Below are 24,843 nucleotides of genomic sequence, written 5' to 3' on the forward strand. Positions count from 1 at the left end.
TGTCGATCACCATGACCCAACACAAAACCAATTGTGGGAGCGGGCTTGCTCGCGAAAGCGGTGTGGCAGGCAAATCAAGTTTCGACTGACACGCCGCTTTCGCGAGCAAGCCCGCTCCCACAGGGTTTTGTGAACATATTGATGAAGTGTTGCACCAGTGACGTGGGGTTCTGGCGATAGGCGAGGGCCACGGTGCTTTGGCAATCGGGATCGCTCAGCGGCAGAAATCGTACACCGCCGGGGGCGATGTCCTGCATTGATTCGGGCAGCAGGGCGATGCCGAATCCAGCCTGGATCAACTGCAACTGTGTAGTTTTGCGCGACATCACCCGCGCCGCTTTGGGAAAAAAGCCCTGACGCATACACAGGTCGGCACACAAATAGCTGAGCCCGCCACGCTGCGGATGCGGGATCGAGATAAACAGCTCGTCCTTCAGTTGCGCCAATTCGACAGCGGCTGAATCGGCCAGGCGATGATCGCTCGGCACCGCCAACAGCAGGCGCTCGGTGAACAATGGCACCACCTGAATACCTTCACGCTGACGCAGCACCGGCAGGCGCAACAGGCCAATGTCCAGGCGTCCTTCCGCGAGTTCCTCAAGCTGCGCCTCGGAGGACGACTTGCCGATGTCCAGCGACACGCCCTGCTGCTGATCGAGATAAGTGCTGATCCGACTTAATAAATGCCCGCTGATCGACACGGTGCTGGAATGACTCAGGCGCAACGTGCCCAGCTGGCCATTGCCGACCTCAGTGGCCATCGCGCTGGCTTTGCTCAGTTCATTGAGCAGGTTTCTGGCCCGCGGCAGAAACGCCTCACCCGCCGCCGTGAGCCGGGGCTGGCGTGCGGTGCGTTCGAACAGCGAGGTTTGCAGGCGCGCTTCCATGTCCTTGATCTGCCGGCTCAGCGCCGACTGCGCGATGAACAGGCGTTCAGCCGCGGCGCTGAAACTGCCGCATTCGGCGATTTCCACGAAGTAGCGCAATTGACGGGTTGAAAGCACCAGATATGCCTTTTCGAGATGAGTGAGCGACTTTGATCATATTAGTCGCAAGGCTTGGCGCTGGCTAAAGTCATCACAGGCTTATAAAGGAAGCGGACCGATGAGCGTGGCGGGGTTGTTGAGCGAGTGGACGTGGGGCGCGGGCGGCTGGGTGGTGATCGGACTGGGAATCGCACTGGCCTATATCGTGTTCGGGATTGCCGGGTTCGGTACCGCACTGGTCGCGGGGCCGATTCTGATTCTGTTCATGCCGTTGTCGAAAATCGTGCCGCTGCTGGTGCTGCTGGATTTCGTCGCGGCGTTCGGCAATCTGCTGCCCTCGCGCCGGGATGTGGCCAAGCCCGAGTTGTTGCGGCTGCTGCCGTGCATGGCGGTGGGGTGCACGTTGGGGGTGATTTTCCTGCTCAACCTCAAATCCGACCTGTTGCTGCTGTTGATGGGGTTATTCATCAGCACTTATGCGGTTTACAGCCTGTGGGTGAAAACCCGGCCGACGCAGTTGTCTGCCGCATGGGCGCTACCGATGGGCACGGTAGGCGGGCTGTTTGGCGCGCTGTTTGGCAGTGGCGGCTTTCTATATGCGATCTATCTCAACAGCCGCCTGCCCAAGGACGCGGCGCGGGCTACGCAAAGTGCGCTGATCAGTTGTAGCACGGTGGTGCGTTTGAGTCTGTTCGCCATCGCCGGGGTGTATGCCGAGCTACCCTTGTTGATGTTGGCGCTGTGTCTGTTGCCGGCCATGGTGCTGGGCCTGTGGATCGGGCGGCGTTTGACCATGAGGTTGTCGCGCGAGGCGTTTGTGCGATTGGTGACCTGGCTGGTGCTGGCGAGCGGGATTGCGTTGATCGGACGCTACATTATTAGTATGGCGTGAGCACTTGACCGGATTTCGTCAGGGATTAAGCTGCCGGCCGCAATTCCTTTGTAGGAGTGAGCCTGCTCGCGATAGCGGTGTATCAGTTGATCTTGATGTGTCTGACCCACCGCTATCGCGAGCAGGCTCACTCCTACAGGGGTAAATCTCGGTATTTGCAGCAGGCTTGCACCATGAATTCGCAAAGCATCATCGTCCCGAAAATCTCCACCCTGCCGGTCCACGAACCCCGGGCGCGGGCGATCGTGCGCTGGCTGGTGCGCAAGAACATCATCGAAGAACAGCTGACCACTTGCGGCCGCACCGGCAATCGCATGGCCCATGCGATTGCCGACGGCGCGCGTGCGGTGGTGCTGCACCCCGAGGCGCTGCCCTTCGGTGAGCCGGTCAATGGACTGGAGATCATCGTCAAGCGCTGCATCTACACACCGGCCAAGGGCTTTCTCGAAGAAGCCGGGTGCGCCGAGTGCCGCCGCGAAGTTGGCGAAGCGCTGTTCGAAAGCCTGGAAGACTGGTTTCCAGGCCGCACCGACAACTTCACCTGCCCGGAATGCGGGCATGAAGACGATATCAACGGCTTTCTGTACTTGCAGGAATGTGCGTTTTCCAACCTCGGCTTCATCTTCAACAACTGGCTGGAAGCAGGCTTCAAGCAGAGCTTTATCGACGAATTCGCCGACTGGCTCGACCAGCCTGTCAGCTGGGTAAAAGTCGAACTCTGAACCTGAATTTGTCCCTGTAGGAGCTGCCGAAGGCTGCGATCTTTTGCTTTTGTTTTCGAGAATCCAGAGCAAAAGATCGCAGCCTTCGGCAGCTCCTACAAAAAGCAGGGGTCTCCGTATATCAGCAACATTGATATAAAGCTGAGTTTTACATTGAACAGCAGGGGGTGTCTGACTATAATGGCGCGCTTCCATTTTCCCGCTCGGGAGCCCCCGCGATGCTGCGTATCAGCCAAGAAGCTCTGACATTCGACGACATTCTCCTAGTGCCCGGTTATTCCGAGGTGCTTCCTAACGAAGTCAGTCTCAAGACCCGCCTTACCCGTGGCATCGAGCTGAATATTCCTCTGGTTTCTGCCGCCATGGACACCGTTACTGAAGCCCGTCTGGCAATTGCCATGGCTCAGGAAGGTGGTATCGGTATCATCCACAAGAACATGACCATCGAGCAGCAAGCTGCCGAAGTGCGTAAGGTCAAGAAGTTCGAAGCCGGCGTCGTGAAAGATCCGATCACCATCGAGGCTGATGCCACGGTGCGTGACCTGTTCGAACTGACCCGCATGCATAACATTTCCGGCGTTCCGGTGCTGCACGATGGCGACCTGGTCGGCATCGTCACCTCCCGTGACGTCCGCTTCGAAACCCGTCTGGAAGCCACCGTACGTGAAGTGATGACGCCTAAAGAGCGTCTGGTCACCGTGCGTGAAGGCGCCGACAAGAACGAAGTCCGCGAGTTGCTGCACAAGCACCGCCTGGAAAAAGTCCTGATCGTCGACGACAAGTTTGCCCTCAAAGGCATGATGACCGTCAAAGACATCGAAAAAGCCAAAGCCTACCCGCTGGCCAGCAAGGACGATCAAGGTCGTCTGCGCGTTGGCGCTGCCGTCGGTACCGGTAAAGACACCGGTGACCGCGTTGCCGCGCTGGTCAACGCCGGTGTGGACGTGGTGGTGGTCGACACCGCACACGGTCACTCCAAGGGCGTGATCGACCGCGTTCGCTGGGTCAAAGAGAATTTCCCTGAAGTGCAGGTGATCGGCGGCAATATCGCCACCGGCGCAGCCGCCAAGGCCCTGGCCGAAGCGGGTGCCGATGCGGTCAAGGTCGGTATCGGCCCTGGCTCGATCTGCACCACCCGTATTGTCGCCGGTGTCGGCGTGCCGCAAATCAGTGCCATCGCCAACGTCGCCGCTGCCCTTGAAGGCACTGGCGTGCCGTTGATCGCCGACGGCGGCATCCGGTTCTCCGGTGACCTGTCCAAGGCCATCGTGGCCGGTGCGTCCTGCGTGATGATGGGTTCGATGTTCGCCGGTACTGAAGAAGCCCCGGGCGAGATCGAACTGTTCCAGGGCCGTTCGTACAAGGCTTATCGCGGCATGGGTTCGCTGGGCGCCATGTCTCAGGCGCAAGGTTCTTCCGACCGTTACTTCCAGGACTCCTCGGCAGGCGCCGAGAAGCTCGTTCCGGAAGGGATCGAAGGCCGTGTGCCGTACAAAGGCACCCTGACGGCGATCATCCACCAGTTGATGGGCGGTCTGCGTTCCTCGATGGGTTACACCGGCAGCGCCAACATCGAAGAAATGCGCACCAAGCCTGAGTTCGTGCGGATCACCGGTGCCGGTATGGCCGAATCCCACGTTCACGACGTGCAGATCACCAAAGAAGCGCCAAACTACCGCGTAGGTTGATGCTTCAAGCAAATCGTTAAGCAACCGGGGCTGTTTTATTCAGCCCCGAGTTGTTTCTGAATCACGACTGTTTCTGAATTACTTAGACGAGACTGAATCATGGCCCTCGACATTCACGCTCACCGCATCCTGATCCTCGACTTCGGTTCGCAATACACCCAACTGATTGCCCGCCGCGTGCGCGAGATCGGTGTGTATTGCGAGCTGCACCCGTTCGACATGGACGAAGAGGCGATCCGCGAATTCGCACCTAAAGGCGTCATCCTCGCCGGCGGCCCCGAGTCCGTGCACGAAGCCAACAGCCCGCGCTGCCCACAGGCAGTCTTCGATCTGGGCGTGCCGGTCTTCGGTATCTGCTACGGCATGCAGACCATGGCCGAGCAACTGGGCGGCAAGGTTGAAGGTTCCGAGCTGCGTGAGTTCGGTTACGCCCGCGTTGACGTAGTCGGCAAGAGCCGCCTGCTCGACGGCATCGAGGACCACATCGACGCCGATGGCCTGTTCGGTCTCGACGTGTGGATGAGCCACGGTGACAAGGTCACCAGGATGCCGGAAGACTTCCACATCCTGGCCAGCACCCCGAGCTGCCCGATCGCCGGCATGTTCAATGACGAACGTGCTTACTACGGCGTGCAGTTCCACCCGGAAGTGACCCACACCAAGCAGGGCGGTCGCATCCTCTCGCGCTTCGTGCTCGACATCTGCGGCTGTGAAGCCCTGTGGACTCCGTCGAAGATCGCTGAAGACGCCATCGCCAACATCCGCGCACAGGTCGGCACCGACAACGTGCTGCTGGGTCTGTCCGGCGGCGTTGACTCCTCGGTGGTTGCGGCGCTGCTGCACAAAGCCATCGGCGATCAACTGACCTGCGTCTTCGTCGACAACGGCCTGCTGCGTCTGCACGAAGGCGAGCAAGTGATGGCCATGTTCGCCGAGAACATGGGCGTCAAGGTGATCCGCGCCAACGCGGAAGACCAGTTCCTGAACAACCTGGCCGGCGAAGCCGATCCAGAGAAGAAGCGCAAGATCATCGGCCGTACCTTCATCGACGTGTTCGATGCCGAATCCTGCAAGCTGGACAACATCAAGTACCTGGCACAGGGCACCATCTACCCGGACGTGATCGAGTCGGCTGGCGCGAAAAGCGGCAAGGCGCACGTGATCAAGTCGCACCACAACGTGGGCGGCCTGCCGGAAGAGATGAACCTGAAACTGGTCGAGCCACTGCGCGAACTGTTCAAGGACGAAGTCCGTCGTCTGGGTCTGGAACTGGGCCTGCCGTACGACATGGTCTACCGTCACCCGTTCCCGGGCCCGGGTCTGGGCGTGCGCATCCTCGGTGAAGTGAAGAAGGAATACGCCGACCTGCTGCGTCGTGCCGACCATATCTTCATCGAAGAACTGCGCAAAGCCGACTGGTACCACAAAGTCAGCCAGGCCTTCGTGGTGTTCCAGCCAGTGAAATCGGTTGGCGTGGTCGGCGACGGCCGTCGTTACGCCTGGGTCGTGGCCCTGCGTGCCGTGGAAACCATCGACTTCATGACCGCGCGTTGGGCACACCTGCCTTACGAACTGCTGGAAACCGTTTCCGGCCGCATCATCAATGAAATCGAAGGCATTTCGCGCGTTACTTACGACGTGTCGAGCAAGCCGCCGGCGACCATTGAGTGGGAGTGATCCCGCGCAAGCCGTAAAGGCTTGATCGCTGCAACCGAAAAGCCGTGTGAAATCCGTTTCACACGGCTTTTCTGTTTTTGCGTTACAGCGGTTTTGACCAGCCACCCAGTTGCATGCCCATGTCATCCAGAGCTTGCAGCAGCGCTTTCATGCTCGGGTAGCGTTTACCGCTCACCGAAGGCCAGCCGGGGCGTTCGATGTAGAAGTGCTTGCCGTCTGTGTCGATGACGGTCCGTACCAGTTCTCGGGTGCGGCTGCGATGGACGATGAACGTCAGGTTGGGTTGCTGCTTCAGGGAGTACATGCCGTAGCGAGGCAGCAGGGTTTCGAATTCGGTCATCGTGTGCGCGGTCCAGGGTGTTTCGATTTGCAGGCGCAAGTCGCCTCTGACCAGCGCGGAACGATCGTGCGCCGTACCGCCCAAGGGCAGGATTCTCCCGGGATCGACTTCAATGCCCCGTGAAGTCCCTTCGGCGACATCCTCGACGCGAATGCCGATCGCCTCTTCCAGTTCGCTGACGCCGGCAACCCCATCAAAAGTGTTGGAGTGAGAGTTGCCCATCAGCGCCACCCATTTGTGCGCGCCGCGTGCGGACTGATCGGCACGGATCATCAGACGCGCGAAGTAATTCATCATTTTCTGCCGCGCGGTGTTGTTGCCCAATGGCAAGTCCATGCCGTTGAGTCGGTAACTCGCCATGCAATCGATGGCTTGTACATGGATCCCCTGCTTTCTGGCTTCCTTGACCAGTTCCAGGAACGTGTAGCGCTCCAGCGGATCGGTCATGTTGCCGACGTCGAGTGCCTTGAGATAGGTCTCGAGTTTTTGCGGCATGTTGCCGGTGCGGAAGAACTCATCCAGCGCGGCTTGATGGAAATCGGTCAGCAGGTGCTCCATGTACAGGCTCTTCACCTGTTTGCTGGCGAGCAATTGCATGTTCTCGATCAGCCATTGCTTGCTGCCGATGGCCGTGTGGCTCTCGCCGATGACCAGGCCCCGGGCATGTTCGAGGATTTTCTCGATGATTTCTTCGGCGGTCGCGTCTGCCGCCAGGGCGGGCACCGGAGGACGAACGGGCAGGCGCAGCGTGCTGAAAAAATCCAGTGCATCGTGATACAGGCGTTTGCGGATGACCTTGAAATCCCTGAATGCATCGAACTCGTTCAGGCTGTCGTAGAAATCGCGCAAGGCCTCGTCATTCAGCCCGGCCGCGCCTTCTTCAAGGTTCGCCTTGAGTGGGGCAGGTACGTCGTATTGCGAGGCGGGCAGGGCGGCCACGGTGCTGCGGCTGCTTGAACCGGCCAGACCCGAAGACTTGCCGCCGCCGCTGAGTCCTGCGCGAGGCATGGCTTCCCATTCACCCTCAGGGTTCAGGCGTACCGGGATCGAGCGAGTAAAGCCGTGGGGGTGCTTAGGATCGATGACCGCCCAGTGTCCGCTGCCGTTGATGTCGGCTTCGTAGCGGACGTAATAGGCGGTGTCGTCCATCAGGATGGCGGTTGAGGGGTTCGAATCGAGCAGATAAATGCCCTGGAATTTTCCGGGCTCGCTCACCGGCGTAATGCCGTCGAGCAACTCATTGGCTTGCCAGCTCGGCGGAATGACCGGTCGCGGGGTGTCTTCAATCAGGGGGGTGGCAATCGGCGGCTGAGGCCCACCCATCGGCGTCCCGACTTTATCGGTCAGGTCGCTCATTTCCGCCGCTTCGGCGGCATCCACCTCGGGGCCGACCTCGGCCAGCGATCCCGGACCCTTGAGTGCCAGCAGATTGAACAGCATGTCGATGCCGTTGAGCACCGCCCCGACAATCCCGGCCTTGCGCTCGGCCGCGGTTTTGCCATTGACCGCCTGATCGATGTTCAGCCCCATGTTGGCAATGCTGGCGCCGATCACCGGCAATGCGACTGGCCAGCCGACCACCGCCATTGGCCCGAACACCTTGACCCCGGCGCTGAGGTAGCCGATCCACAGCTTCTTGCGCAGGTCACCGTTGGAGGTCAGGGACAGGCTGGCTTCGGCAAACATCGCCGCGCGGGTCGAGTCACTCAGCCAGGTGAAGGCGTCGCCACTGACCGCGCGGTTGTCCTGATTGATCAGCGAATGGTCGTAGCGGCCCCACGTCGCCACCAGGCGATTCATCAGGTCACCGAGGTTGGCGTTGATCTGCTGCCGGTCGGCCAGCGAGAAATGCGCAAGGAATGTCTCGCGCGCCGCAGGTGTGTTCATCCGCTGCAGGATCCAGAAGTGCAGGTCGGTGGCGCTTTCCAGTACATGGAATGCATCGCTGTCGCCGGGCAGGTAGAGGATCTGCCGACCCTGGGGCGCGACGAAGCGCAGGACGTTGGTAGCGGCGTAACCGGCAATGTCCAGCGTGCGCACACTGTCCGGGCAAGGGTGGCTGGTCTGCAGCAATGGCAGGCTGACTGGCCACGTCAGCGGGCCGATCGCCGCTTGCGTGACGAACTGGAAATCCTCGCCACTCAGCTGACGTTTGTCCCGCGCCTGTAGCGCTTTGATCAGGAAATTGCACTTGGCCAGGGTACGAAAGTCGCTGCCGCTGGTATTCCAGAAAGCGTTCAGTTGAGCGTCGTACAGTGCGCTGAAGTCGATGCTCCAGAAGTCCTTGAGCACATCGTTGCCGTGCAGGCGCACTTCATTGCGTTCATCGAAGGTGCGGGCATCGGGACCGGCAGTATAGAAACCGCCATAGACGTCGAGCAGGTCGGCGTTGTCCTGATCGGTGACGCGGAAGCGGTGAATCACCAACTGGGTCAGGGTCATGCTTGAAGTGGGCGTGGCGTGCACATGCTCCCAGCCGGTGAAGGCTTTCGAACTGCTTTGCGAGGCGTCGAAGCGGTGGAAATACACTTGATCCGGATCCAGACCGTGGATCTGGTATTTGATCAACAAGTCGCTGGCGACCTGTCGAGCAGCGTCCTGCAGGCTCGGGCAGGTCTGGATGACGGTGGCGGCAATCGCCTTGAGCGCGGCCTTGTCGGCGGCGTTGGGCATCGGGTTGGGCATGTGTTTGGGCTCTCTTTCCTTGAGAAACGGGTGGCACAGGATGGCCCGGCTGTTCGATGCATGTGCACTACATAGTTATGTCACTTGATCGATCGAAATCGTGTACGCGCGAGGCGCAACTGCGTCCATCCGCCGCGCTGCCCTTACTGTTTCGCAATTGCAGGTGTATCGTATTTGCCTTTTGCGGGCCCGGTGCCCGAAGCAGATACGTGAGGTAGTTGAGTTCATGTCCTTTACCCGTCGCCAAATCCTCGGTGGCCTGGCCGGTCTTGTTGTCGTTGGTGTCGGAGCGGGAGGCGCGTCGCGCTACTGGCTGGGCAAGATGGCCGATGCTGACGCGGGCCACGACTACGAGCTGATCGCGGCGCCACTGGACGTTGAGCTGGTGCCGGGGCACAAGACCGAGGCATGGGCGTTCGGCCCATCGGCGCCGGGCACTGAACTGCGCGTGCGTCAGGGCGAGTGGCTGCGGGTGCGCTTCATCAACCACCTGCCGGTGGCGACCACCATTCACTGGCACGGCATCCGTCTGCCGCTGGAGATGGACGGCGTGCCGTACGTCTCGCAATTGCCGGTGCTGCCCGGTGAATATTTCGATTACAAATTCCGCGTGCCGGACGCCGGCAGCTACTGGTATCACCCGCACGTCAGCAGCAGCGAGGAGCTGGGGCGCGGGCTGGTCGGGCCGTTGATTGTCGAAGAGCGCGAGCCCACCGGTTTCAAGTACGAAAAGACCCTGAGCCTGAAGAACTGGCACATCGACGAGCAAGGCAATTTCGTCGAGTTCAGCATTCCCCGTGAAGCGGCGCGTGGCGGTACGGCGGGGCGCTTGTCGACCATCAACGGCGTGCCAACGCCGGTGATCGAGTTGCCGGCCGGGCAGATCACCCGGGTGCGTTTGCTCAATCTCGACAACACCCTGACGTATCGCATCAACATCCCCGGCGTCGAAGCGCAGATCTATGCGCTGGACGGCAACCCGGTCGAGCCGCGCCCCTTGGGCAAGGAATACTGGCTGGGCCCGGGCATGCGCATTTGCCTGGCGATCAAGGCGCCGCCGGCTGGTGAAGAGTTGTCGCTGCGCAATGGCCCGGTGCGGTTGGGCACATTGCGTTCGGTGGCCAATAACGATGCGCCGACCACGTGGCCGAAAGCCTTGCCCGCCAACCCGGTGGCCGAGCCGGATCTGGCGAATGCCGAGAAACTCAACTTCAATTTCGAATGGGTTGGTTCGGTGTCGGTGAATGTCGACAACGGCAAGCCACCGAGCCTGTGGCAGATCAACGGCAAGGCCTGGGACATCACGGACAAGACCTGCGCCGACCGGCCGATTGCCAGCCTGAAGCTGGGCCAGAGCTACATCTTCGAACTGAAGAACATGACCCAGTACCAGCACCCGATTCACCTGCACGGCATGAGCTTCAAGGTGATTGCGTCGAACCGGCACAAGATCACTCCGTACTTCACCGACACCTATCTGCTGGGCAAGAACGAGCGTGCGCAAGTGGCGCTGGTGGCGGATAACCCGGGGGTATGGATGTTCCATTGCCACGTGATCGACCACATGGAAACCGGCCTGATGGCCGCCATCGAGGTGAAGTGATGCGCCAGATTCGCCCCGCCGCGATCATCGACCGCAGCCGTGACCGCGACTTCATGCGCGAAGCGCTGGAGCTTGCTGCCCAAGGCGCAGCCCTCGGCGAAGTGCCGGTGGGCGCGGTGCTGGTGCAGAACGGCGAGATCATCGGGCGTGGCTACAACTGCCCGATCACCACCAGCGACCCGAGTGCCCACGCGGAAATGGTCGCGATCCGCGCTGCTGCCCAGGCCATCAACAACTATCGCCTGCCGGGCAGCACGCTGTACGTGACGCTGGAACCGTGCAGCATGTGCGCAGGGCTGATCGTGCATTCACGCATTGCGCGGGTGGTGTATGGCGCGCTGGAGCCGAAGGCCGGGATTGTGCAGAGTCAGGGGCAGTTCTTTACCCAGGGCTTTTTGAATCACCGGGTGTTGTATGAAGGTGGGGTGCTGGCCGAAGAATGTGGAGCAGTGCTGACCGAATTCTTCAGAGCCCGTCGCGCAAAACCATCTGAATAAACACAACCCCCAACTGTAGGAGTGAGCCTGCTCGCGATAGCGGTCTGACATTCAACATTGCTTTGACTGTCAGACCGCTATCGCGAGCAGGCTCACTCCTACAAGGTTATGCGGTGTTTGAGAGGGTTACTTACGGGCCACAATCACCGCGCGCATCGGCGCCGGCAGCCCTTCGATAGTCTTGCTGTGATCCTCGGGATCAAGGAAGTCGCTCAACGACTGATACTTCATCCACTCGGTACCGCGTTGTTCTTCAACGGTGGTGGTGCTGACGTCCACGCATTTCACATCGGTGAAACCTGCCCGACGCAGCCACAACTCCAGCGCCGGTACCGATGGCAGGAACCACACGTTGCGCATCTGCGCGTAGCGATCTTCCGGCACCAGCACTTGATGCTTGTCGCCTTCAACCACTAGCGTTTCCAGCACCAGCTCGCCGCCCTTGACCAGGCAATCCTTCAGCGCCAGCAAATGCTCGATCGGCGAACGACGGTGGTAGAACACGCCCATCGAGAACACTGTGTCGAAGCCTTCGAGGTTCGGCGGCAGGTCTTCGAACGGGAACGGCAGGTGCCAGGCATTCGGCTCGGACAGATAACGCTGCACGGCCTGGAACTGGCAGAAGAACAGCCAGTTCGGATCGACGCCGATCACGCTGTCGGCACCGGCGCCGAGCATGCGCCACATGTAATAGCCGTTGCCGCAACCGACGTCGAGGATGCGTTTGCCCTTCAGGTCCAGATGCGGGGCGACCCGCGACCACTTCCAGTCCGAGCGCCATTCGGTGTCGACGTGTACGCCGAACAGGTCGAACGGCCCCTTGCGCCACGGCGACAGGCCCATCAGCGCGGTGCGCATCTGCGCGCGGGTTTCGTCGTCGCAGTCGGTGTCGAGTTTCAGGCCGTTGAGCAGATCGACTTCAGTCAACTCAAGTTTCGGCAACGCGTCCAGCGCACTCTGCCAGCGCTCCAGATCGCCGTGACCTTTCTCCATTTTCTTGTCGAGTTGCCCTTGCAGGGTGTTGGCCCAGTCGGCCAGCGGGCTACCGGCCAGACGGCGGGCGAGGGGGGACAGATCAATCATGGCAAGGCAATCAACGAGGCAAAGTTAAGACACTGGAACCACGGCACGACTTTCGAGAACCCGGCGGCCAGCAGGCGTTCACGGTGTTCTTCGAGGCTGTCGGGCTTCATGACGTTTTCGATGGCGCTGCGCTTCTGGGCAATTTCCAGTTCGCTGTAGCCGTTGGCGCGTTTGAACGCGACGTGCAGATCGGTGAGCAGCGCGTGTTCTTCGGCATCGTTGAAGCGCAGCTTCTCCGAGAGAATCAGCGCGCCGCCGGGCAGCAGCGACTGGCGGATACGCGAAAGCAACGCGGTGCGCTGCTCCGGGGCGATGAATTGCAGGGTGAAGTTCAGCGCCACCACCGAGGCCGGTTTGAATTCGAGCGCGAGAATGTCGCCTTCGATCACTTCGACCGGTAACAACTCCTGGAACATCGAATCCTGACCGTTGAGGTACTCGCGGCAGCGTTCGACCATCGCCGCCGAGTTATCCACCGCGATCACCCGGCAACCGTCGGTGCGCACGTGACGGCGCAAGGCTTGAGTCACGGCGCCGAGCGAAGCACCGAGGTCGTACAGAACGCTGTTCGGTTGGGCAAATTGCGCCGCGAGTACGCCGAGGTTTTCGACGATGGTCGGGTAACCCGGCACCGAGCGCTTGATCATGTCCGGGAACACCCGCACCACGTCCTCGTTGAAGGCGAAGTCAGGCACCTGGGCCATCGGCTGGGCGAAAATGCGATCGGGTTCTTTGCTCACGGCGGTTCCGGCGGTGTTGATGAAAAGGCCGGCATTTTAGCCAAAGTGGCGTCGGGATGCTTGGGTTGTCCGACGTGGCGAGGGGATTTATCCCCGATGGGCTGCGAAGCAGCCCCAAGATCTGTGCCTGCGGTCTGTCTGACATACCTGATTGACCGGTTTCAGGGCCGCTGCGCAGCCCATCGGGGATAAATCCCCTCACTACAAAGTTAGCGGTGTTTCACGGAAAACGCCGAAGCGGCAATCCCCCACTGCCCCAGCCAGTAACTGAGGATGATCACGTACGGCGCGGCGTGGAATGGCGATACGAAGCGATCAATGCCGATCACACTGTCGGAGAACACGAACGCCAGCGCACCCGCCGCCGCCAGCAGCGCCGATCGCTTGGGCACATCGGTGCCGAGGCGGGCGAGGGCGCGCCAGAGCATGGCGCTGATCGCGGTGCCATAGACGACCACTGGCACTAGCAACGGCCCGAGGCCACTGGAAATCAAAATCCCCAGCAGCACCGCGCCGACGCCGAGCGCGAGCACCAGCGGCAAGAGCGCCAAACGCTTGCAATCGCTGAGGTAAGCCTTGAGATACGCCAGATGCGCCACCAGAAACGCCCCCAGGCCAAACACAAACAAATCCCCCGGCCACGCCAGCAACACGTCACCGAGCACAGAGAAAATCAGCCCCAGACTGATCCAGCGTCGATAGTCGCTGGGTGGCGCATCGTGCAGCCAGCCGAGCAGCGCCAGCACCGGTAACGGTTTGACCAGCAGGCAGAGCAATGCCGCATGGGTGCTCACGCCGTAGAGAAACGTCACCGCGCCCATCAGCGCCAGAATCAGCCAGCCCACGATCAGTTCACCGAAATGGCGCAGTCGAAGGTTTCTGCCGGTTCAACTTCCGGTTCCCACGGCTGCTGCGAGGTCAGGCGCAGGCGGCCGTTGCCGGTGGCAAAGGCCTGGAAGCGCCAGGTGGAAAAACCGCCCGCGCCGACCATGCCGGAATCTTTCGGACTGCTGTAAACCTCAGGGCTGAGTGCATGTAGCACGCCGCCGGCGGAATCCTGAATTGCCCAGCGATAGCCCGTGGTCGGGTTGCTCGGCAGCATCACGATCAGATTTTGACCGTTGGTGAGACGCACGGGGCATTCGCTCTGGTTTTCCACGGTCACGTTCTGTTTTGGCTGCGTGGCGCAGGCGGCCAACAAAGAGAGGGCGAGAGGGACAAACAGGCGAGTGGCGGACATAGGCTCAGTGGCTCCGGCGTTGACGACGAACGGCGAGCATAACTGAGAATGAGACAAAGTGTGTCGCGGAGCGTGTGGATTGGTCACGGATAACGGCTTAACCGAGCGCGGCGGTCAAGCCGTTCAGAACCCGTGTCGGGTTTAATCAGTGGACAGATAAATGTCAAAGTCGGCGTTGATATTCAAGATCGCCCCTGCGGGTGGGCGGGCCTTCATGGTTAAACTTTTTGCGACATGACGACGCTCATCGAAAACTTCAAGTTCAATAGTCGCTTCTAAGGTTTCAAAGTTTAAATTTATATATTTTTCGCCTATTCGGCGTACTTCGCTGTATAGCAATTTTGTAATTGGGCTGAGCGGATCCGGGTAGCGGTACGTTCCAGAGGTGATTCCTTTTTTCAAATAAATTTCAAATCCGCGTGCGTCGCTTGTCCTGTCACTGTCCAAGGGTTGAATTCCGCTACGGCTAAGAAAATTAATGTCAGGAATCAGAAATAGCGTGTCGTAGCTCAGGCTTGAGGATTGGTAGGGGGCTCTTGCGAAAGAGGTTTCACCGGGATTGAGTGAGGTTGGGAATGTCGCATTGAATTTGCCCGTTATATTCTGCGGGACAGCATCCGAAGTGCGTGCCTCAGTAGAAGAGGAGTTGGATACGTTGACTTGTCCTGAGGGGAGGGCGGTGAAGTGCAATACAACATCGAAGTGGGAGTTTACTGTAAGGGTTTCTCCATTGATCAGTACGTCGAAGTCGAGTTTGCCCGAGTAACGACGGCCATCTTCGGTGATCTTTAGCTCAAGTCTGGCGTTTGTTGCTATGTGGCTCGTATCGTAGAAACCGATGCCGACTTTTTGCACTTCACTGTAAATCACGTTTCTTATAGCGCCTTCCGGAGGAAACTCATAGGTGCCAGGCGCAAGATCGGATCTGAATATAATCCTGATACTTCGACGATCATTGGTGATGGATTGGCTGTCAGGACTTGAACTTGAGGTGCTGTAAAAATCCAGATACTCAGGTGCGGCAGCCAGATTGTTTTGGAGTTGTTGAGATTGGTATTGATACCGTGCTGCGCCCGAAACAGTGTCGCTGGTAAATGTCGCCTTGAATTCTCCGGAGAGATTTTGCAGAGTACCTGCAGGGGTAGCGTTCAGATTTTCCATTGTGTGCTCGCTTTTGGAAGCCAATTGAGCACGCAGTATCAATAGCGCAGTTGAGAAAAGGTACTGTCAGACTTGACAGTTGTTTAGGCTGTTTTGTGCTGTCTTTTATGTTTTTAACAAACTAACCGAAATAAAAAAGCGTTGCAGGCGCGAGCCTGCAGCGCTTTTATTGCCTCAGGGTTAGAACAACACCTTCGCCACATCCGCAAAGCGCTTGGCAAAGTGCACCGTAATCCCTTCCTTCAGATAATCCGGCAACGTAGCGTCGGCCGATGCAAAAATGCTGATTTTGATCAGCAGCAGATTATTGATGGATCATTGTAGATGAGCAGATAACATGAAAACTTTCGTTACTGCCCTCTTTTGTGAAACTTATATCCATAGCATAGGAGTAGCAATGGGTGGCAGGGTCAAGGTTGAGAAAAATAACGCCTTCTCCCGGAATGGTCCTAAAAAAATCGGCGTTAAAATTTCCGTCATATCCGACTCTGATATTTTCTGCAGGAAAGTTATGCCAGCCATTGTCCGGATACTTCTGGTCTTTTTTTGTCAGGAAAACCCTGACGTTTCTTGAAAAGTTCGGTTGGTCAGTACGGAGGTAGATTCCTTCCAGGGCTAGGGTTTCTTTATGAGTACTTATGATTAGTTTATCGGTCGAGAAGTTGACGTCCTCTGGAATGTAGGCTGTCAAAATGCCGCGAGCAAACGTCCTTGCATCTTTTGAGTTATTCATCTTGAAGCTCCTGTGTCTAACCTGGGGGAGAAACAAGGTAGAGCTTATTCAAGATAGAAAACTTCGGTACTGTCAGAAATGTCAGTTTTTTATATCGCTTGGCAATTATGAAGTGCTCGGCTATGCGAAGAAGTATTGGTCGTTATCGTTGTTTGATTGATAACGACCAATGTCTGAATCAGAACAAAACTTTCGCTACATCCGCAAAGCGCTTGGCAAAGTGCACCGTAATCCCTTCCTTCAGATAATCCGGTAACTCCTCAAAGTTGCCCCGGTTCGGCTCCGGCAGGATCAGTTCGAAAATCTTCTGCCTTCTCGCCGCGATCACCTTCTCACGCACGCCGCCAATCGGCAGTACATGACCGGTCAGGGTCAGTTCGCCGGTCATCGCCACGCCTTTTTTCGGCGGCTGATTGCGGGCGAGCGAGAGCAGGGCGCTGGCCATGGTCACGCCGGCGCTCGGGCCGTCTTTCGGTGTGGCACCTTCGGGTACGTGCAGGTGGACGAAGGCTTCGTCGAAGAATTTCGCATCACCGCCGAACTGTTTCAGGTGCGAGCTGACGTAGCTGTAGGCGATCTCCGCCGACTCTTTCATCACGTCGCCCAGTTGCCCGGTGAGTTTGAAGCCACGGTTGAGCGTATGGATCCGCGTGGCTTCGATCGGCAGGGTCGCGCCGCCCATGCTGGTCCAGGCCAGCCCGGTGATCACACCGGTGCCCGACAGCACTTGTTCATTGCGGAACACCGGATGGCCCAGCGAGGCTTCGAGGTCTTTCGGGCCGAGCTTGATCACTGCTTTCGGGTCGTCGATCAGTTTCATCACGGCTTTGCGCACCAGTTTGCCCATCTGTTTTTCCAGTTGGCGCACCCCGGCTTCGCGGGCGTAGCCGTCGATCAAGGCTTTGAGCGCGCTGTCGCTGATGCTCAGGCTGCCTTTGGACACGCCGGCCTTTTCCAGCAGTTTCGGCCACAGGTGACGCTTGGCGATGGCGACTTTTTCTTCGGTGATGTAGCCCGACAGGCGAATCACTTCCATGCGGTCCAGCAACGGCCCGGGAATCGAATCCAGGGTGTTGGCGGTGCATACGAACAGGACTTTCGACAGGTCCATGCGCAAGTCGAGGTAGTGGTCGAGGAATTCGACGTTCTGTTCCGGGTCGAGGGTTTCCAGCAGCGCCGACGCCGGGTCGCCCTGGTAGCTCTGGCCCATCTTGTCGATTTCGTCGAGCATGATCACCGGGTTCATCACTTCGACGTCTTTCAACGCCTGGACGAGTTTGCCCGGCTGCGCGCCGATGTAGGTGCGGCGGTGGCCCTTGATCTCGGCCTCGTCACGCATGCCGCCGAGGCTGAAACGGTAGAACGGGCGGCCGAGGGATTCGGCGATGGATTTGCCGACGCTGGTTTTACCCACGCCCGGCGGGCCGACCAGCAGCACGATCGAGCCGCTGATCTCGCCTTTGTAGGCACCGACCGCAAGGAATTCGAGGATGCGATCCTTGATGTCGTCGAGGCCGGCGTGGTGTTTGTCGAGTACCTTGCGCGCGTACTTGAGATCGAGTTTGTCCTCGCCGTACACGCCCCACGGCACCGAGGTCGCCCAGTCAAGGTAGTTGCGGGTGACCGCGTACTCTGGCGAGCCGGTTTCGAGGATCGACAGTTTGTTCATTTCCTCTTCGAGGCGTTTCTGCACCTGTGCCGGCAGCACTTTGCCTTCCAAGCGTTGTTCGAACTGTTCAAGGTCGGCGCTGCGGTCGTCCTTGGTCAGGCCGAGTTCCTGCTGGATCACCTTGAGCTGTTCTTTAAGGAAGAACTCGCGCTGATGCTCGCCAATCTTGCGATTGACCTCGGCGGAGATCTCTTTCTGCAGGCGCGCGACTTCGACTTCCTTGCGCAGCATCGGCAGGACTTTTTCCATGCGCTTGAGCATTGGAACGCAGTCGAGCACTTCTTGCAGTTCATTACCTGTCGCCGAAGTGAGGGCGGCGGCGAAGTCGGTCAGCGGCGACGGATCGTTGGGGCTGAAGCGGTTTAGGTAGTTCTTCAGCTCTTCGCTGTACAGCGGATTGAGCGGCAGCAGTTCCTTGATCGCGTTGATCAGCGCCATGCCGTAGGCCTTGACCTCGTCGGTCGGCTCGGTCGGCTGGTGCGGGTATTCGACTTCCACCAGGTACGGCGGGCGGTGGTGTTTGAGCCAGGTCTTGATGCGCACGCGGCTCAGGCCCTGGGCGACGAACTGCAGTTTGCCGTTTTCGCGGCTGGCGTGGTGGACTTTGACCAGGGTGCCGTATTCGGGGAGGGCGCCGGTGTTGAAGTGGCGCGGGTCTTCCTGGGGCGTGTCCATGAAGAACAGGGCCAGGGAGTGGTGGTCGGATTTGCTCACCAGATCGAGGGTTTCGGCCCAGGGTTCTTCGTTGACGATGACCGGCAGCACTTGGGCCGGGAAGAACGGGCGGTTGTGGATCGGGATGACGTAGACCTTGTCCGGCAGGTTCTGGCCGGGCAGGGCCAGGCCTTTGCCGGATGAGGTGTGTTCGATGTGTTCTGCTTCTGTGTAGTCGTCTGGGTTGTCCGGGAATTCTTGCTGGTCGCTCATGGGGCACCTGCGCAATGGGGTATGGGTCTTAGATGGGGCAGGCTTTGGGTGGTTTCAATGGGGGGCGGTGTTTCTGCTTGTGCGTTCAGGGTTTTGACAGGCGTCACGCTTTGGACTTGGCGGCCTTTGGGCCGACCATGTTCATGGGGTTTTGGGTGTTTATCCGTTTTTTTGGGTGTGGCGGCTGGCGGTTTCGCCCTTACGGCGAGTCACCTTTTCCAGACGCCGAAAAGGTAACCGAAAAGGCTTGCTCCTGCGTTCGGCCCGCTCGCTGGGGCTCGGGGTTCCTTCGCTGCGGGACTGATCCGTGGGGCAGCGCCTCCGGTTTGCTTCGCTGCACCTCCTCTCGCTGTGTTTGGCTGCGCCAAACGGTCGCTGCGCTCCCACCCCCGGATCAATCCCTCCACTCAGCCTTCCGACGTCGCCCGAGGATCAAGATCAAGAGCGGTACTCGAGCTTGCGCTCATTGTTTTGAGTGGGGCGGCTGCGCCGCATGGGGCATGCACAAATCAAAGCTGTGGGAGCTGGCTTGCCAGCGATGGCGGCCTGACAGCCGACCCATCTCCACCTGAATGCACCGGGTTCAAACTGTAGGAGTGAGCCTGCTCGCGATGGCGGCCTACGAGCCGACCCATCTCCACCTGACTCACCCAATTCCACTGTGGGAGCGGGCTTGCTCGCGAAAGCGGTGTGTCAGTCACCGCAAGTGTTGGATGTGCTGACGCTTTCGCGAGCAAGCTCGCTCCCACTATGGCTCAGCTGTGTGCCGCAGATTGGGTGATTTCCACATTATCCAGCACCCGATTCACCGCCAGTTCGGCGAGCATGATGATTTGCTGAATGGCCAGTATCGTCCGGCGCTGCGGGATGTCGATGTACGCGGCGATGTCGCTGGTCATGAGGCTGGCTTGGGCCAGCGATTCGCAGGCGTGGACCAGCAGGCTTTCGTTGTCCATGTCCGGGGCGACCTGGAACATGTTGCTGGGTTTGTGGAATCTCACCGCGGCGGCGGAGGGTTTCAGGTAGTGGTCGAGGGCGCGTTCGGCGGCGTCGTGGAGTTTTCTGGAATCGAGGGATTCGTAGGGGGATGTGCTTTCCGCTGCGGGCGGATTGGGAGTTGGTTTGATCATGGTGAAGCTCCGAATGAGAAGTGGAGCTGCCACATATCGCCGCGACGCGATAACAGGAGGCAGCTGTACGCGGGTTCGCGGACCGAGCCATTCGGCAATCTCGGCATACCCGAAGGTATCCCGCGCACAGCCACCATCAAACCAAACACAGAACACCTGAGCGCTCCCGTTTGGGCTGGCGATTATGCATCAAATCGAATGAACTGCTCGGGCCGCGACGCCCGTTCGCTGAATTTTCAGCGACCCTCAGAGCCTATCCAGTCGATTTCCGAGGCACAACCGACGCGACCTGTCGGAAAACTCCGTGCAATCACCAGCATTTGTAGGACGAGCACATTTCCCACAGACAAACACTTTTCAACCTGTGGGAGCGAGCCTGCTCGCGAAAGCATTGTGTCAGGCACCGTAGATGTGGAATGTGCTGACGCCTTCGCGAGCAGGCTCGCTCCCACAGGGTTCTCAGGTGTATGCAGAAAGGGTGGGCACAAAAAAGGCGATGCCCCTCACGGAGCATCGCCTTTCCTTTACCGCCGCTGAAACTTATTCCGGCAGTTTGTACGCAATCACATAGTCACCCATCTTGGTGCCCAGCGAGCCGTGACCGCCGACAACGAGCAGCACGTATTGCTTGCCGTCCTTGCCGGTGTAGGTCATCGGGGTCGCTTGGCCGCCGGCAGGCAGACGCGATTTCCACAGTTCTTTACCGGTGTTCACGTCGTAGGCGCGCAGGTACTGGTCGAGGGTGCCGCTGAGGAAGCCGACGCCGCCTGCAGTGACCATCGAACCGCCCATGCTTGGCACGCCCAGGGTGAAGCCGATCGGGATTGGCGAGCTGTCGCGGCTGGTGCCGTTTTTGCGTTTCCACACGACTTTGCCAGTGGTCAGGTCGATACCGGCAACGTAGCCCCAGGCCGGGGCCTGGCACGGTACGCCCAGTGGCGACATGAACGGGTGCATGATCACCGCGTAAGGCGCGCCGGTGTTTGGCTGCACGCCAGCGGTTTCGCTCTCGCGTTTGCTGCCGGCGGCGACTTTCTCGCGTGGCACCATTTTCGAGACGAAGGCCATGTAGTTCGGGCTGGTGAACAGCATCTGGCGAACCGGGTCGACCGAGACGCCGCCCCAGTTGAACACGCCGACGTTACCCGGATAGATCAGGCTGCCCTGTTCCGACGGAGGCGTGTATTGGCCTTCGTAGCGCAGTTCCTTGAACTGGATGCGGCACAGCATCTGGTCGAACGGGCTGGCGCCCCACATGGCTTTTTCAGTCAGTTCCGGGGCCAGCAGGTTGAGGTCCGAACGGGCCTGGGTCGGTGCGGTGTGATCGCCTTTCACGGCGCCTTGCGGAACCGGGATTTCCTTGATCGGGATGATCGGCGTGCCGTCACGACGGTCGAGGACGTACAGGCTGCCCTGCTTGGTCGGGGCGATCAGCGCCGGTTTCACGCCGTCTGCGGTTTTCATGTCGAGCAGGGTTGGCTGGCTGCCAACGTCCATGTCCCACAGGTCGTGGTGGGTGAACTGGTAGTTCCAGCGCACTTTACCGGTGGCCAGGTCGAGGGCGACGATGCCGGCGCTGAATTTCTCGGCGCCTGGAGTGCGGTCTGCGCCCCACTGGTCTGGAGTCTGGTTGCCCAGTGGCAGGTAAACCATGCCGAGTTTTTCGTCGACGCTGGCCAGCGACCACATGTTGGCCGAGTTGCGGCTGTAGGTTTCGCCTGGGGCCAATGGCTCGGTGGCGTCCGGCTTGTCGCTGTCCCAGTTCCACACCAGGTGACCGTCGCGCACGTCGAAGGCGCGGATTACGCCCGATGGCTCGTTGGTCGACTCGTTGTCGGTGACGTGACCGCCCATGATCACCAGATCACGGGTAATCGCCGCTGGCGAGGTGGAGTAGTAGCCACCGGCGGTGAATGGGCCGATGCCTTGGGTCAGGTCGACCACGCCGTTTTTGCCGAAGCCTTCGCAGATCTTGCCGGTGTCGGCGTTCAGTGCGATCAGGCGTGCATCGGCGGTTGGCAGGTACAGACGACGCGGGCAGGCCTGGGCAACGGCTTTGCCGGCTTCGGAGATAACGGCCGAGGCGGCGTTATCAGCTTTCGCGTAAGCGGCTTCGTCGTAGTACGACACGCCACGGCAGGTCATGTGGGCAAAGCCCTTGAAGCCCACCGGGCTCTTGATCTGCGGGTCGAAGCGCCACAGTTCCTTGCCGGTGTCCGGATCCAGCGCCAGCACTTTGCTGTGCGCGGTGCAGGCATAGAGCATGCCGTTGGCTTTGAGCGGGGTGTTTTCGTTGGTCAACTCGACCGGGTCATCGGCGGTTGGCAGGTCGCCGGTCTGGATGCGCCAGGCTTCTTGCAGCTTGCCGACGTTGGCCGGAGTGATCTGCTTGAGTGGCGAGTAGCGGTCACCGAACTCGGTGCGGCCATAGGCCTGCCAGTCGCCATCAGGCATTTGCGGTGCGGTGCTGGTCATGTCCGCGGTGTCGCGGCCCAATTCGCCAAAGGTTTCGCCCGGGTGGGTGAACAGGCTGGCCAGGGCAGTGACACCGGCCAGCACCACGGCCACGGTCAGGCCACCTGTGCCCATCGGCGCCGGGCCATTGAGCAGCAGCGGACGACGGAACCACGGCAGCAACATCACGATGCCGAGAACGAACCACAGCGCCAGACGCGGTACCAGTTGCCACCAGTCCAGACCGACTTCCCACAAGGCCCAGACCGTGCTGGCGAACAGCACGATGGCGTACAGGCCCAGCGCTGCACGACGACGCAACAGCAACAGAATGCCGCTCAGCGCGATGCCGATACCGGCCAGCAGGTAGTACAGCGAGCCGCCGAGCATGCTCAGCTTGACTCCCCCGGCCAACATGGCCAGGCCCATCAGTAGAAGCAGAATGCCGAGCAGGCTCGGTAGCAGACGGCCCCGACTCGAAGCACTTTCGGTGCTCATAGTGTGATTCTCCGTGACGTTTATGTAGTCCCGCGCTGTAGTCACTTTAGATGACGATTGGGCACAGGTATGGTTCAGATAAAACTTGTGTAGCTAACGAATTTCATAAATCCCCCTGTGGGAGCGGGCTTGCTCGCGAAAGCGGTGTATCAGAAGGCTGATGCATCGACTGACACGCCGCCTTCGCGAGCAGGCTCGCTCCCACATTGAGTATTTCGGTGTGCTTTAGAACGACGACTGGATCTTGATCCCCGCGATCAGGGCGTCGTCGACATTGTTCACGCCGCCCGGATGGCGGATGTATTGCAGGTTCGGGCGCACGGTCAGCCAGTTGGCGACGTGCACGCCGTAATACAGTTCGGCGCTGTATTCGGTGTCCTGCGGCGGCAGGAAGGACGGGTCGTCATAGTCGTAGACGGCGTGCGCCTGATTGCTCGCTTCGGCGTTCTTGCGGAAAGCCGGGTTGACGTGCACGCGAGCCAGGGCGAAACCGATGTCGTCCTTGGCGCGGGCATCGAACGGGCCTTTGTAGACCACGCCGGCCTGCACGTAGTTGTCGATCGCGTTGGTTTTCTTGTCGTGCATCGTCGCGTTGGCAAACACGCTCAAGCCGCGCGAGTGATCGCTGGCGAGGCTGGTGACTTGCTGCTGGGCACCGAACCACACGCCGTGTTTGCTCGACGCGCTGCGGTAGGCTTCGCCGCTCAGTGCAGCAGGCTGGCCGTTCTGGTCTTTATAGACGTCAGAGGCCTTGGCGCTGCTGTAGTAGTAACCGGCGCGGTATTCGCCCGGCAGACCATTGAGTTTCGGCGTCCACACCAGTTCGACTGGCAGCACCGCGCCCTGGGTGCCGCTGCCGCTGAGTTTGAAGCCGTTGCCGCGATCGAGGTTTGACGGGTTCTGCTCGTAGGCGCCGACCTGCGCGTACAACTCTGGGGTCAGGTGATATTTGACCCGCAGCGCCCATTGGCTGACCGGCCAGTTGTACCAGATGCCGCCGACCCAGTTGCCGACCTGCGAGCCGCAGAAGGCCAGGTTCTGGAAGTCGCACGGGAAGCTGTTGAAGTCTTCGCCTTCGCCGAAGCGGCCGACCTTGATGTCGAGCTTCTGGTCGAAGAATTTCTGCTGGTACCACATCTGCGTCAGGCGCGTGGTCTGGCCACGGCCCCAGACTTCCTGGGCCGAGGTGAAGCCGCCCACGCGTGGATCGTTGATCCGGTCGTTGCTGATGTTGTTGCCGCTGCGCTTGGTGATGGTCAGCTGAAATTCGGCATCGTCCCAGCCGAGGATTTTTTGCAGGTCCAGGTGCGTGCCCAGACCGAACTGATCGCTGTAGCGCGCAGTGCGATCGTGGTCGTAGCCGCCGTGCAGGTTGCTGCCCATTTCGCCGGTGTAGTCGAGTTTGAAGTCGTAGCCTTTTTCCGCCAGTTCGGTACGCGTGCCGTTCCAGTCACCGAGCATCCACGGTGAGTCGCTGTCGAAGGCGGGGGCCGCCTGGGCGTAGGTGGCGAAGCCGAGCGCGGTGCAGCCGCCGAGCAGGCGCAGGGTTGAGATAGCGCTGTCTCGGGAGAAGGAAAAATCAGGCATGGGTCAGTCTTTTTTTGGTGTTTTACGGGGGTAAACCGAGCGCTTCAATTTGACGCAGGCAGTGAAGCGATTCAGCTGAAGGGCGGCAGGATAATGATCTGTAACAAAAAGACAAAGGGCTTTTGCAGACATGCAGCATTTCTGATTCGGTAACAGTGCGGCAAACGGGCGCATTGTGGCGATGGCTGCAGGCTGCGATCTTCTCGGGTTGGCCTACATTTGATGCAAGGCCTTTCACCTGACCGGCCCGTCGGCTAAGGTGCGCGGCTTGTGCATTTTCCCTCCGTCCAAAGGCCTGGCATGAACGACCACACTCCCGATCCGCTGCATGGCGTAACCCTCGAACAGATCCTCAATGCGCTGGTGGCGCATTACGAGTGGTCAGGGTTGGCCGAGCGCATCGATATCCGCTGCTTCAAGAGCGATCCGAGCATCAAGTCGAGCCTGACCTTCCTGCGCAAAACGCCGTGGGCGCGGGAGAAGGTCGAGCGCTTGTACGTGAAACTGATGCGCACCAAGCGTCCGCTCTGA

The 24,843-nt window shown here is 59.6% G+C and carries 19 protein-coding genes and 1 pseudogene; 7 read left to right on the plus strand and 13 right to left on the minus strand.

Going from position 1 to position 24,843, the window contains the following annotated elements:
• Positions 1 to 74: 74 nt before the first annotated feature.
• Entirely contained in the window at positions 75 to 1,004 is a 930-nt protein-coding gene (locus V3W27_RS22840; RefSeq protein WP_330207617.1) for a LysR family transcriptional regulator, read from the minus strand.
• A 100-nt stretch (positions 1,005 to 1,104) separates the two neighbouring features.
• Here V3W27_RS22840 and V3W27_RS22845 point away from each other — a divergent pair, with 100 nt between their 5' ends.
• The 4 genes from V3W27_RS22845 (at position 1,105) to guaA (ending at position 5,965) form a co-directional block, all read left to right on the plus strand.
• Positions 1,105 to 1,878 (plus strand): sulfite exporter TauE/SafE family protein, encoded by a 774-nt coding sequence (locus V3W27_RS22845; protein WP_223008014.1) that lies wholly within the window; start codon positions 1,105 to 1,107, stop codon positions 1,876 to 1,878.
• A 173-nt stretch (positions 1,879 to 2,051) separates the two neighbouring features.
• Positions 2,052 to 2,600, plus strand: a complete 549-nt coding sequence (locus tag V3W27_RS22850; protein WP_330207618.1) for a sugar ABC transporter ATPase — start codon at positions 2,052 to 2,054, stop codon at positions 2,598 to 2,600.
• 218 nt (positions 2,601 to 2,818) lie between these two features.
• Entirely contained in the window at positions 2,819 to 4,288 is a 1,470-nt protein-coding gene (gene guaB, locus V3W27_RS22855; RefSeq protein WP_027612123.1) for an IMP dehydrogenase, read from the plus strand.
• A gap of 99 nt (positions 4,289 to 4,387) precedes the next feature.
• Positions 4,388 to 5,965 carry a glutamine-hydrolyzing GMP synthase gene (guaA, locus tag V3W27_RS22860; protein ID WP_150368528.1) on the plus strand — a complete coding sequence of 526 codons (1,578 nt, stop codon included), beginning with the start codon at positions 4,388 to 4,390 and terminating at the stop codon, positions 5,963 to 5,965.
• 82 nt (positions 5,966 to 6,047) lie between these two features.
• Here guaA and V3W27_RS22865 read toward each other — a convergent pair whose 3' ends face one another.
• On the minus strand, positions 6,048 to 8,990 hold the full coding sequence (locus V3W27_RS22865) for a membrane-targeted effector domain-containing toxin (protein ID WP_330207619.1): 2,943 nt from the start codon (positions 8,988 to 8,990) through the stop codon (positions 6,048 to 6,050).
• Positions 8,991 to 9,216: 226 nt separating this feature from the next.
• Here V3W27_RS22865 and V3W27_RS22870 point away from each other — a divergent pair, with 226 nt between their 5' ends.
• Positions 9,217 to 10,593, plus strand: coding sequence for a multicopper oxidase family protein (locus V3W27_RS22870; RefSeq protein ID WP_096795530.1), 1,377 nt, complete (start codon positions 9,217 to 9,219; stop codon positions 10,591 to 10,593).
• Complete coding sequence (gene tadA / locus V3W27_RS22875; protein WP_183783944.1) at positions 10,593 to 11,090, plus strand: tRNA adenosine(34) deaminase TadA; 498 nt, start codon at positions 10,593 to 10,595, stop codon at positions 11,088 to 11,090. Before V3W27_RS22870 ends, tadA begins: the two co-directional genes overlap by 1 nt.
• Positions 11,091 to 11,216: 126 nt before the next feature.
• Here tadA and cmoB read toward each other — a convergent pair whose 3' ends face one another.
• From cmoB to V3W27_RS22930, 11 genes and pseudogenes are all read right to left on the minus strand, one after another.
• Entirely contained in the window at positions 11,217 to 12,173 is a 957-nt protein-coding gene (gene cmoB, locus V3W27_RS22880) for a tRNA 5-methoxyuridine(34)/uridine 5-oxyacetic acid(34) synthase CmoB (RefSeq protein ID WP_330207620.1), read from the minus strand.
• Positions 12,170 to 12,877 carry a carboxy-S-adenosyl-L-methionine synthase CmoA gene (gene cmoA, locus V3W27_RS22885; protein ID WP_219737930.1) on the minus strand — a complete coding sequence of 236 codons (708 nt, stop codon included), beginning with the start codon at positions 12,875 to 12,877 and terminating at the stop codon, positions 12,170 to 12,172. Before cmoA ends, cmoB begins: the two co-directional genes overlap by 4 nt.
• Positions 12,878 to 13,122: 245 nt before the next feature.
• Positions 13,123 to 13,758, minus strand: a complete 636-nt coding sequence (locus tag V3W27_RS22890) for a lysoplasmalogenase (RefSeq protein WP_177408920.1) — start codon at positions 13,756 to 13,758, stop codon at positions 13,123 to 13,125.
• A gap of 2 nt (positions 13,759 to 13,760) precedes the next feature.
• Entirely contained in the window at positions 13,761 to 14,153 is a 393-nt protein-coding gene (locus tag V3W27_RS22895) for a protease inhibitor I42 family protein (RefSeq protein WP_096795534.1), read from the minus strand.
• Between the two features lie 141 nt (positions 14,154 to 14,294).
• Positions 14,295 to 15,314: a hypothetical protein gene (locus tag V3W27_RS22900; protein WP_330207621.1), complete on the minus strand. Its 1,020-nt coding sequence runs from the start codon at positions 15,312 to 15,314 to the stop codon at positions 14,295 to 14,297.
• Positions 15,315 to 15,494: 180 nt separating this feature from the next.
• Positions 15,495 to 15,572: pseudogene (locus tag V3W27_RS28270) on the minus strand (hypothetical protein); the annotation flags it as partial.
• Between the two features lie 46 nt (positions 15,573 to 15,618).
• Positions 15,619 to 16,047 (minus strand): hypothetical protein, encoded by a 429-nt coding sequence (locus V3W27_RS22905; RefSeq protein ID WP_330207622.1) that lies wholly within the window; start codon positions 16,045 to 16,047, stop codon positions 15,619 to 15,621.
• Positions 16,048 to 16,225: 178 nt separating this feature from the next.
• A complete protein-coding gene (lon, locus tag V3W27_RS22910; RefSeq protein ID WP_027612113.1) occupies positions 16,226 to 18,643 on the minus strand; it encodes an endopeptidase La in 2,418 nt (805 codons plus the stop codon).
• Between the two features lie 755 nt (positions 18,644 to 19,398).
• Complete coding sequence (locus tag V3W27_RS22915) at positions 19,399 to 19,773, minus strand: DUF6124 family protein (RefSeq protein WP_115988969.1); 375 nt, start codon at positions 19,771 to 19,773, stop codon at positions 19,399 to 19,401.
• 540 nt (positions 19,774 to 20,313) lie between these two features.
• Complete coding sequence (locus tag V3W27_RS22925; RefSeq protein WP_096795537.1) at positions 20,314 to 22,725, minus strand: glucose/quinate/shikimate family membrane-bound PQQ-dependent dehydrogenase; 2,412 nt, start codon at positions 22,723 to 22,725, stop codon at positions 20,314 to 20,316.
• Positions 22,726 to 22,950: 225 nt separating this feature from the next.
• Complete coding sequence (locus V3W27_RS22930; protein ID WP_330207623.1) at positions 22,951 to 24,312, minus strand: carbohydrate porin; 1,362 nt, start codon at positions 24,310 to 24,312, stop codon at positions 22,951 to 22,953.
• A 300-nt stretch (positions 24,313 to 24,612) separates the two neighbouring features.
• Here V3W27_RS22930 and V3W27_RS22935 point away from each other — a divergent pair, with 300 nt between their 5' ends.
• A complete protein-coding gene (locus V3W27_RS22935) occupies positions 24,613 to 24,843 on the plus strand; it encodes a VF530 family DNA-binding protein (protein WP_003227831.1) in 231 nt (76 codons plus the stop codon).

Origin of the sequence: Pseudomonas sp. AM14(2022) (genome assembly GCF_036346455.1) — a bacterium.
GTDB lineage: Bacteria > Pseudomonadota > Gammaproteobacteria > Pseudomonadales > Pseudomonadaceae > Aquipseudomonas > Aquipseudomonas putida_A.

Excerpts from the sequence above, each read along its gene's own strand:
- V3W27_RS22845 (WP_223008014.1), top strand. The coding sequence starts at position 1,105 with ATGAGCGTGGCGGGGTTGTTGAGCGAGTGGACGTGGGGCGCGGGCGGC.
- V3W27_RS22850 (WP_330207618.1), top strand. The coding sequence starts at position 2,052 with ATGAATTCGCAAAGCATCATCGTCCCGAAAATCTCCACCCTGCCGGTC.
- guaB (WP_027612123.1), top strand. The coding sequence starts at position 2,819 with ATGCTGCGTATCAGCCAAGAAGCTCTGACATTCGACGACATTCTCCTA.
- guaA (WP_150368528.1), top strand. The coding sequence starts at position 4,388 with ATGGCCCTCGACATTCACGCTCACCGCATCCTGATCCTCGACTTCGGT.
- V3W27_RS22865 (WP_330207619.1), bottom strand. The coding sequence starts at position 8,990 with ATGCCCAACCCGATGCCCAACGCCGCCGACAAGGCCGCGCTCAAGGCG.
- V3W27_RS22870 (WP_096795530.1), top strand. The coding sequence starts at position 9,217 with ATGTCCTTTACCCGTCGCCAAATCCTCGGTGGCCTGGCCGGTCTTGTT.
- tadA (WP_183783944.1), top strand. The coding sequence starts at position 10,593 with ATGCGCCAGATTCGCCCCGCCGCGATCATCGACCGCAGCCGTGACCGC.
- cmoB (WP_330207620.1), bottom strand. The coding sequence starts at position 12,173 with ATGATTGATCTGTCCCCCCTCGCCCGCCGTCTGGCCGGTAGCCCGCTG.
- cmoA (WP_219737930.1), bottom strand. The coding sequence starts at position 12,877 with ATGGCCCAGGTGCCTGACTTCGCCTTCAACGAGGACGTGGTGCGGGTG.
- V3W27_RS22895 (WP_096795534.1), bottom strand. The coding sequence starts at position 14,153 with ATGTCCGCCACTCGCCTGTTTGTCCCTCTCGCCCTCTCTTTGTTGGCC.
- V3W27_RS22900 (WP_330207621.1), bottom strand. The coding sequence starts at position 15,314 with ATGGAAAATCTGAACGCTACCCCTGCAGGTACTCTGCAAAATCTCTCC.
- V3W27_RS22905 (WP_330207622.1), bottom strand. The coding sequence starts at position 16,047 with ATGAATAACTCAAAAGATGCAAGGACGTTTGCTCGCGGCATTTTGACA.
- lon (WP_027612113.1), bottom strand. The coding sequence starts at position 18,643 with ATGAGCGACCAGCAAGAATTCCCGGACAACCCAGACGACTACACAGAA.
- V3W27_RS22915 (WP_115988969.1), bottom strand. The coding sequence starts at position 19,773 with ATGATCAAACCAACTCCCAATCCGCCCGCAGCGGAAAGCACATCCCCC.
- V3W27_RS22925 (WP_096795537.1), bottom strand. The coding sequence starts at position 22,725 with ATGAGCACCGAAAGTGCTTCGAGTCGGGGCCGTCTGCTACCGAGCCTG.
- V3W27_RS22930 (WP_330207623.1), bottom strand. The coding sequence starts at position 24,312 with ATGCCTGATTTTTCCTTCTCCCGAGACAGCGCTATCTCAACCCTGCGC.
- V3W27_RS22935 (WP_003227831.1), top strand. The coding sequence starts at position 24,613 with ATGAACGACCACACTCCCGATCCGCTGCATGGCGTAACCCTCGAACAG.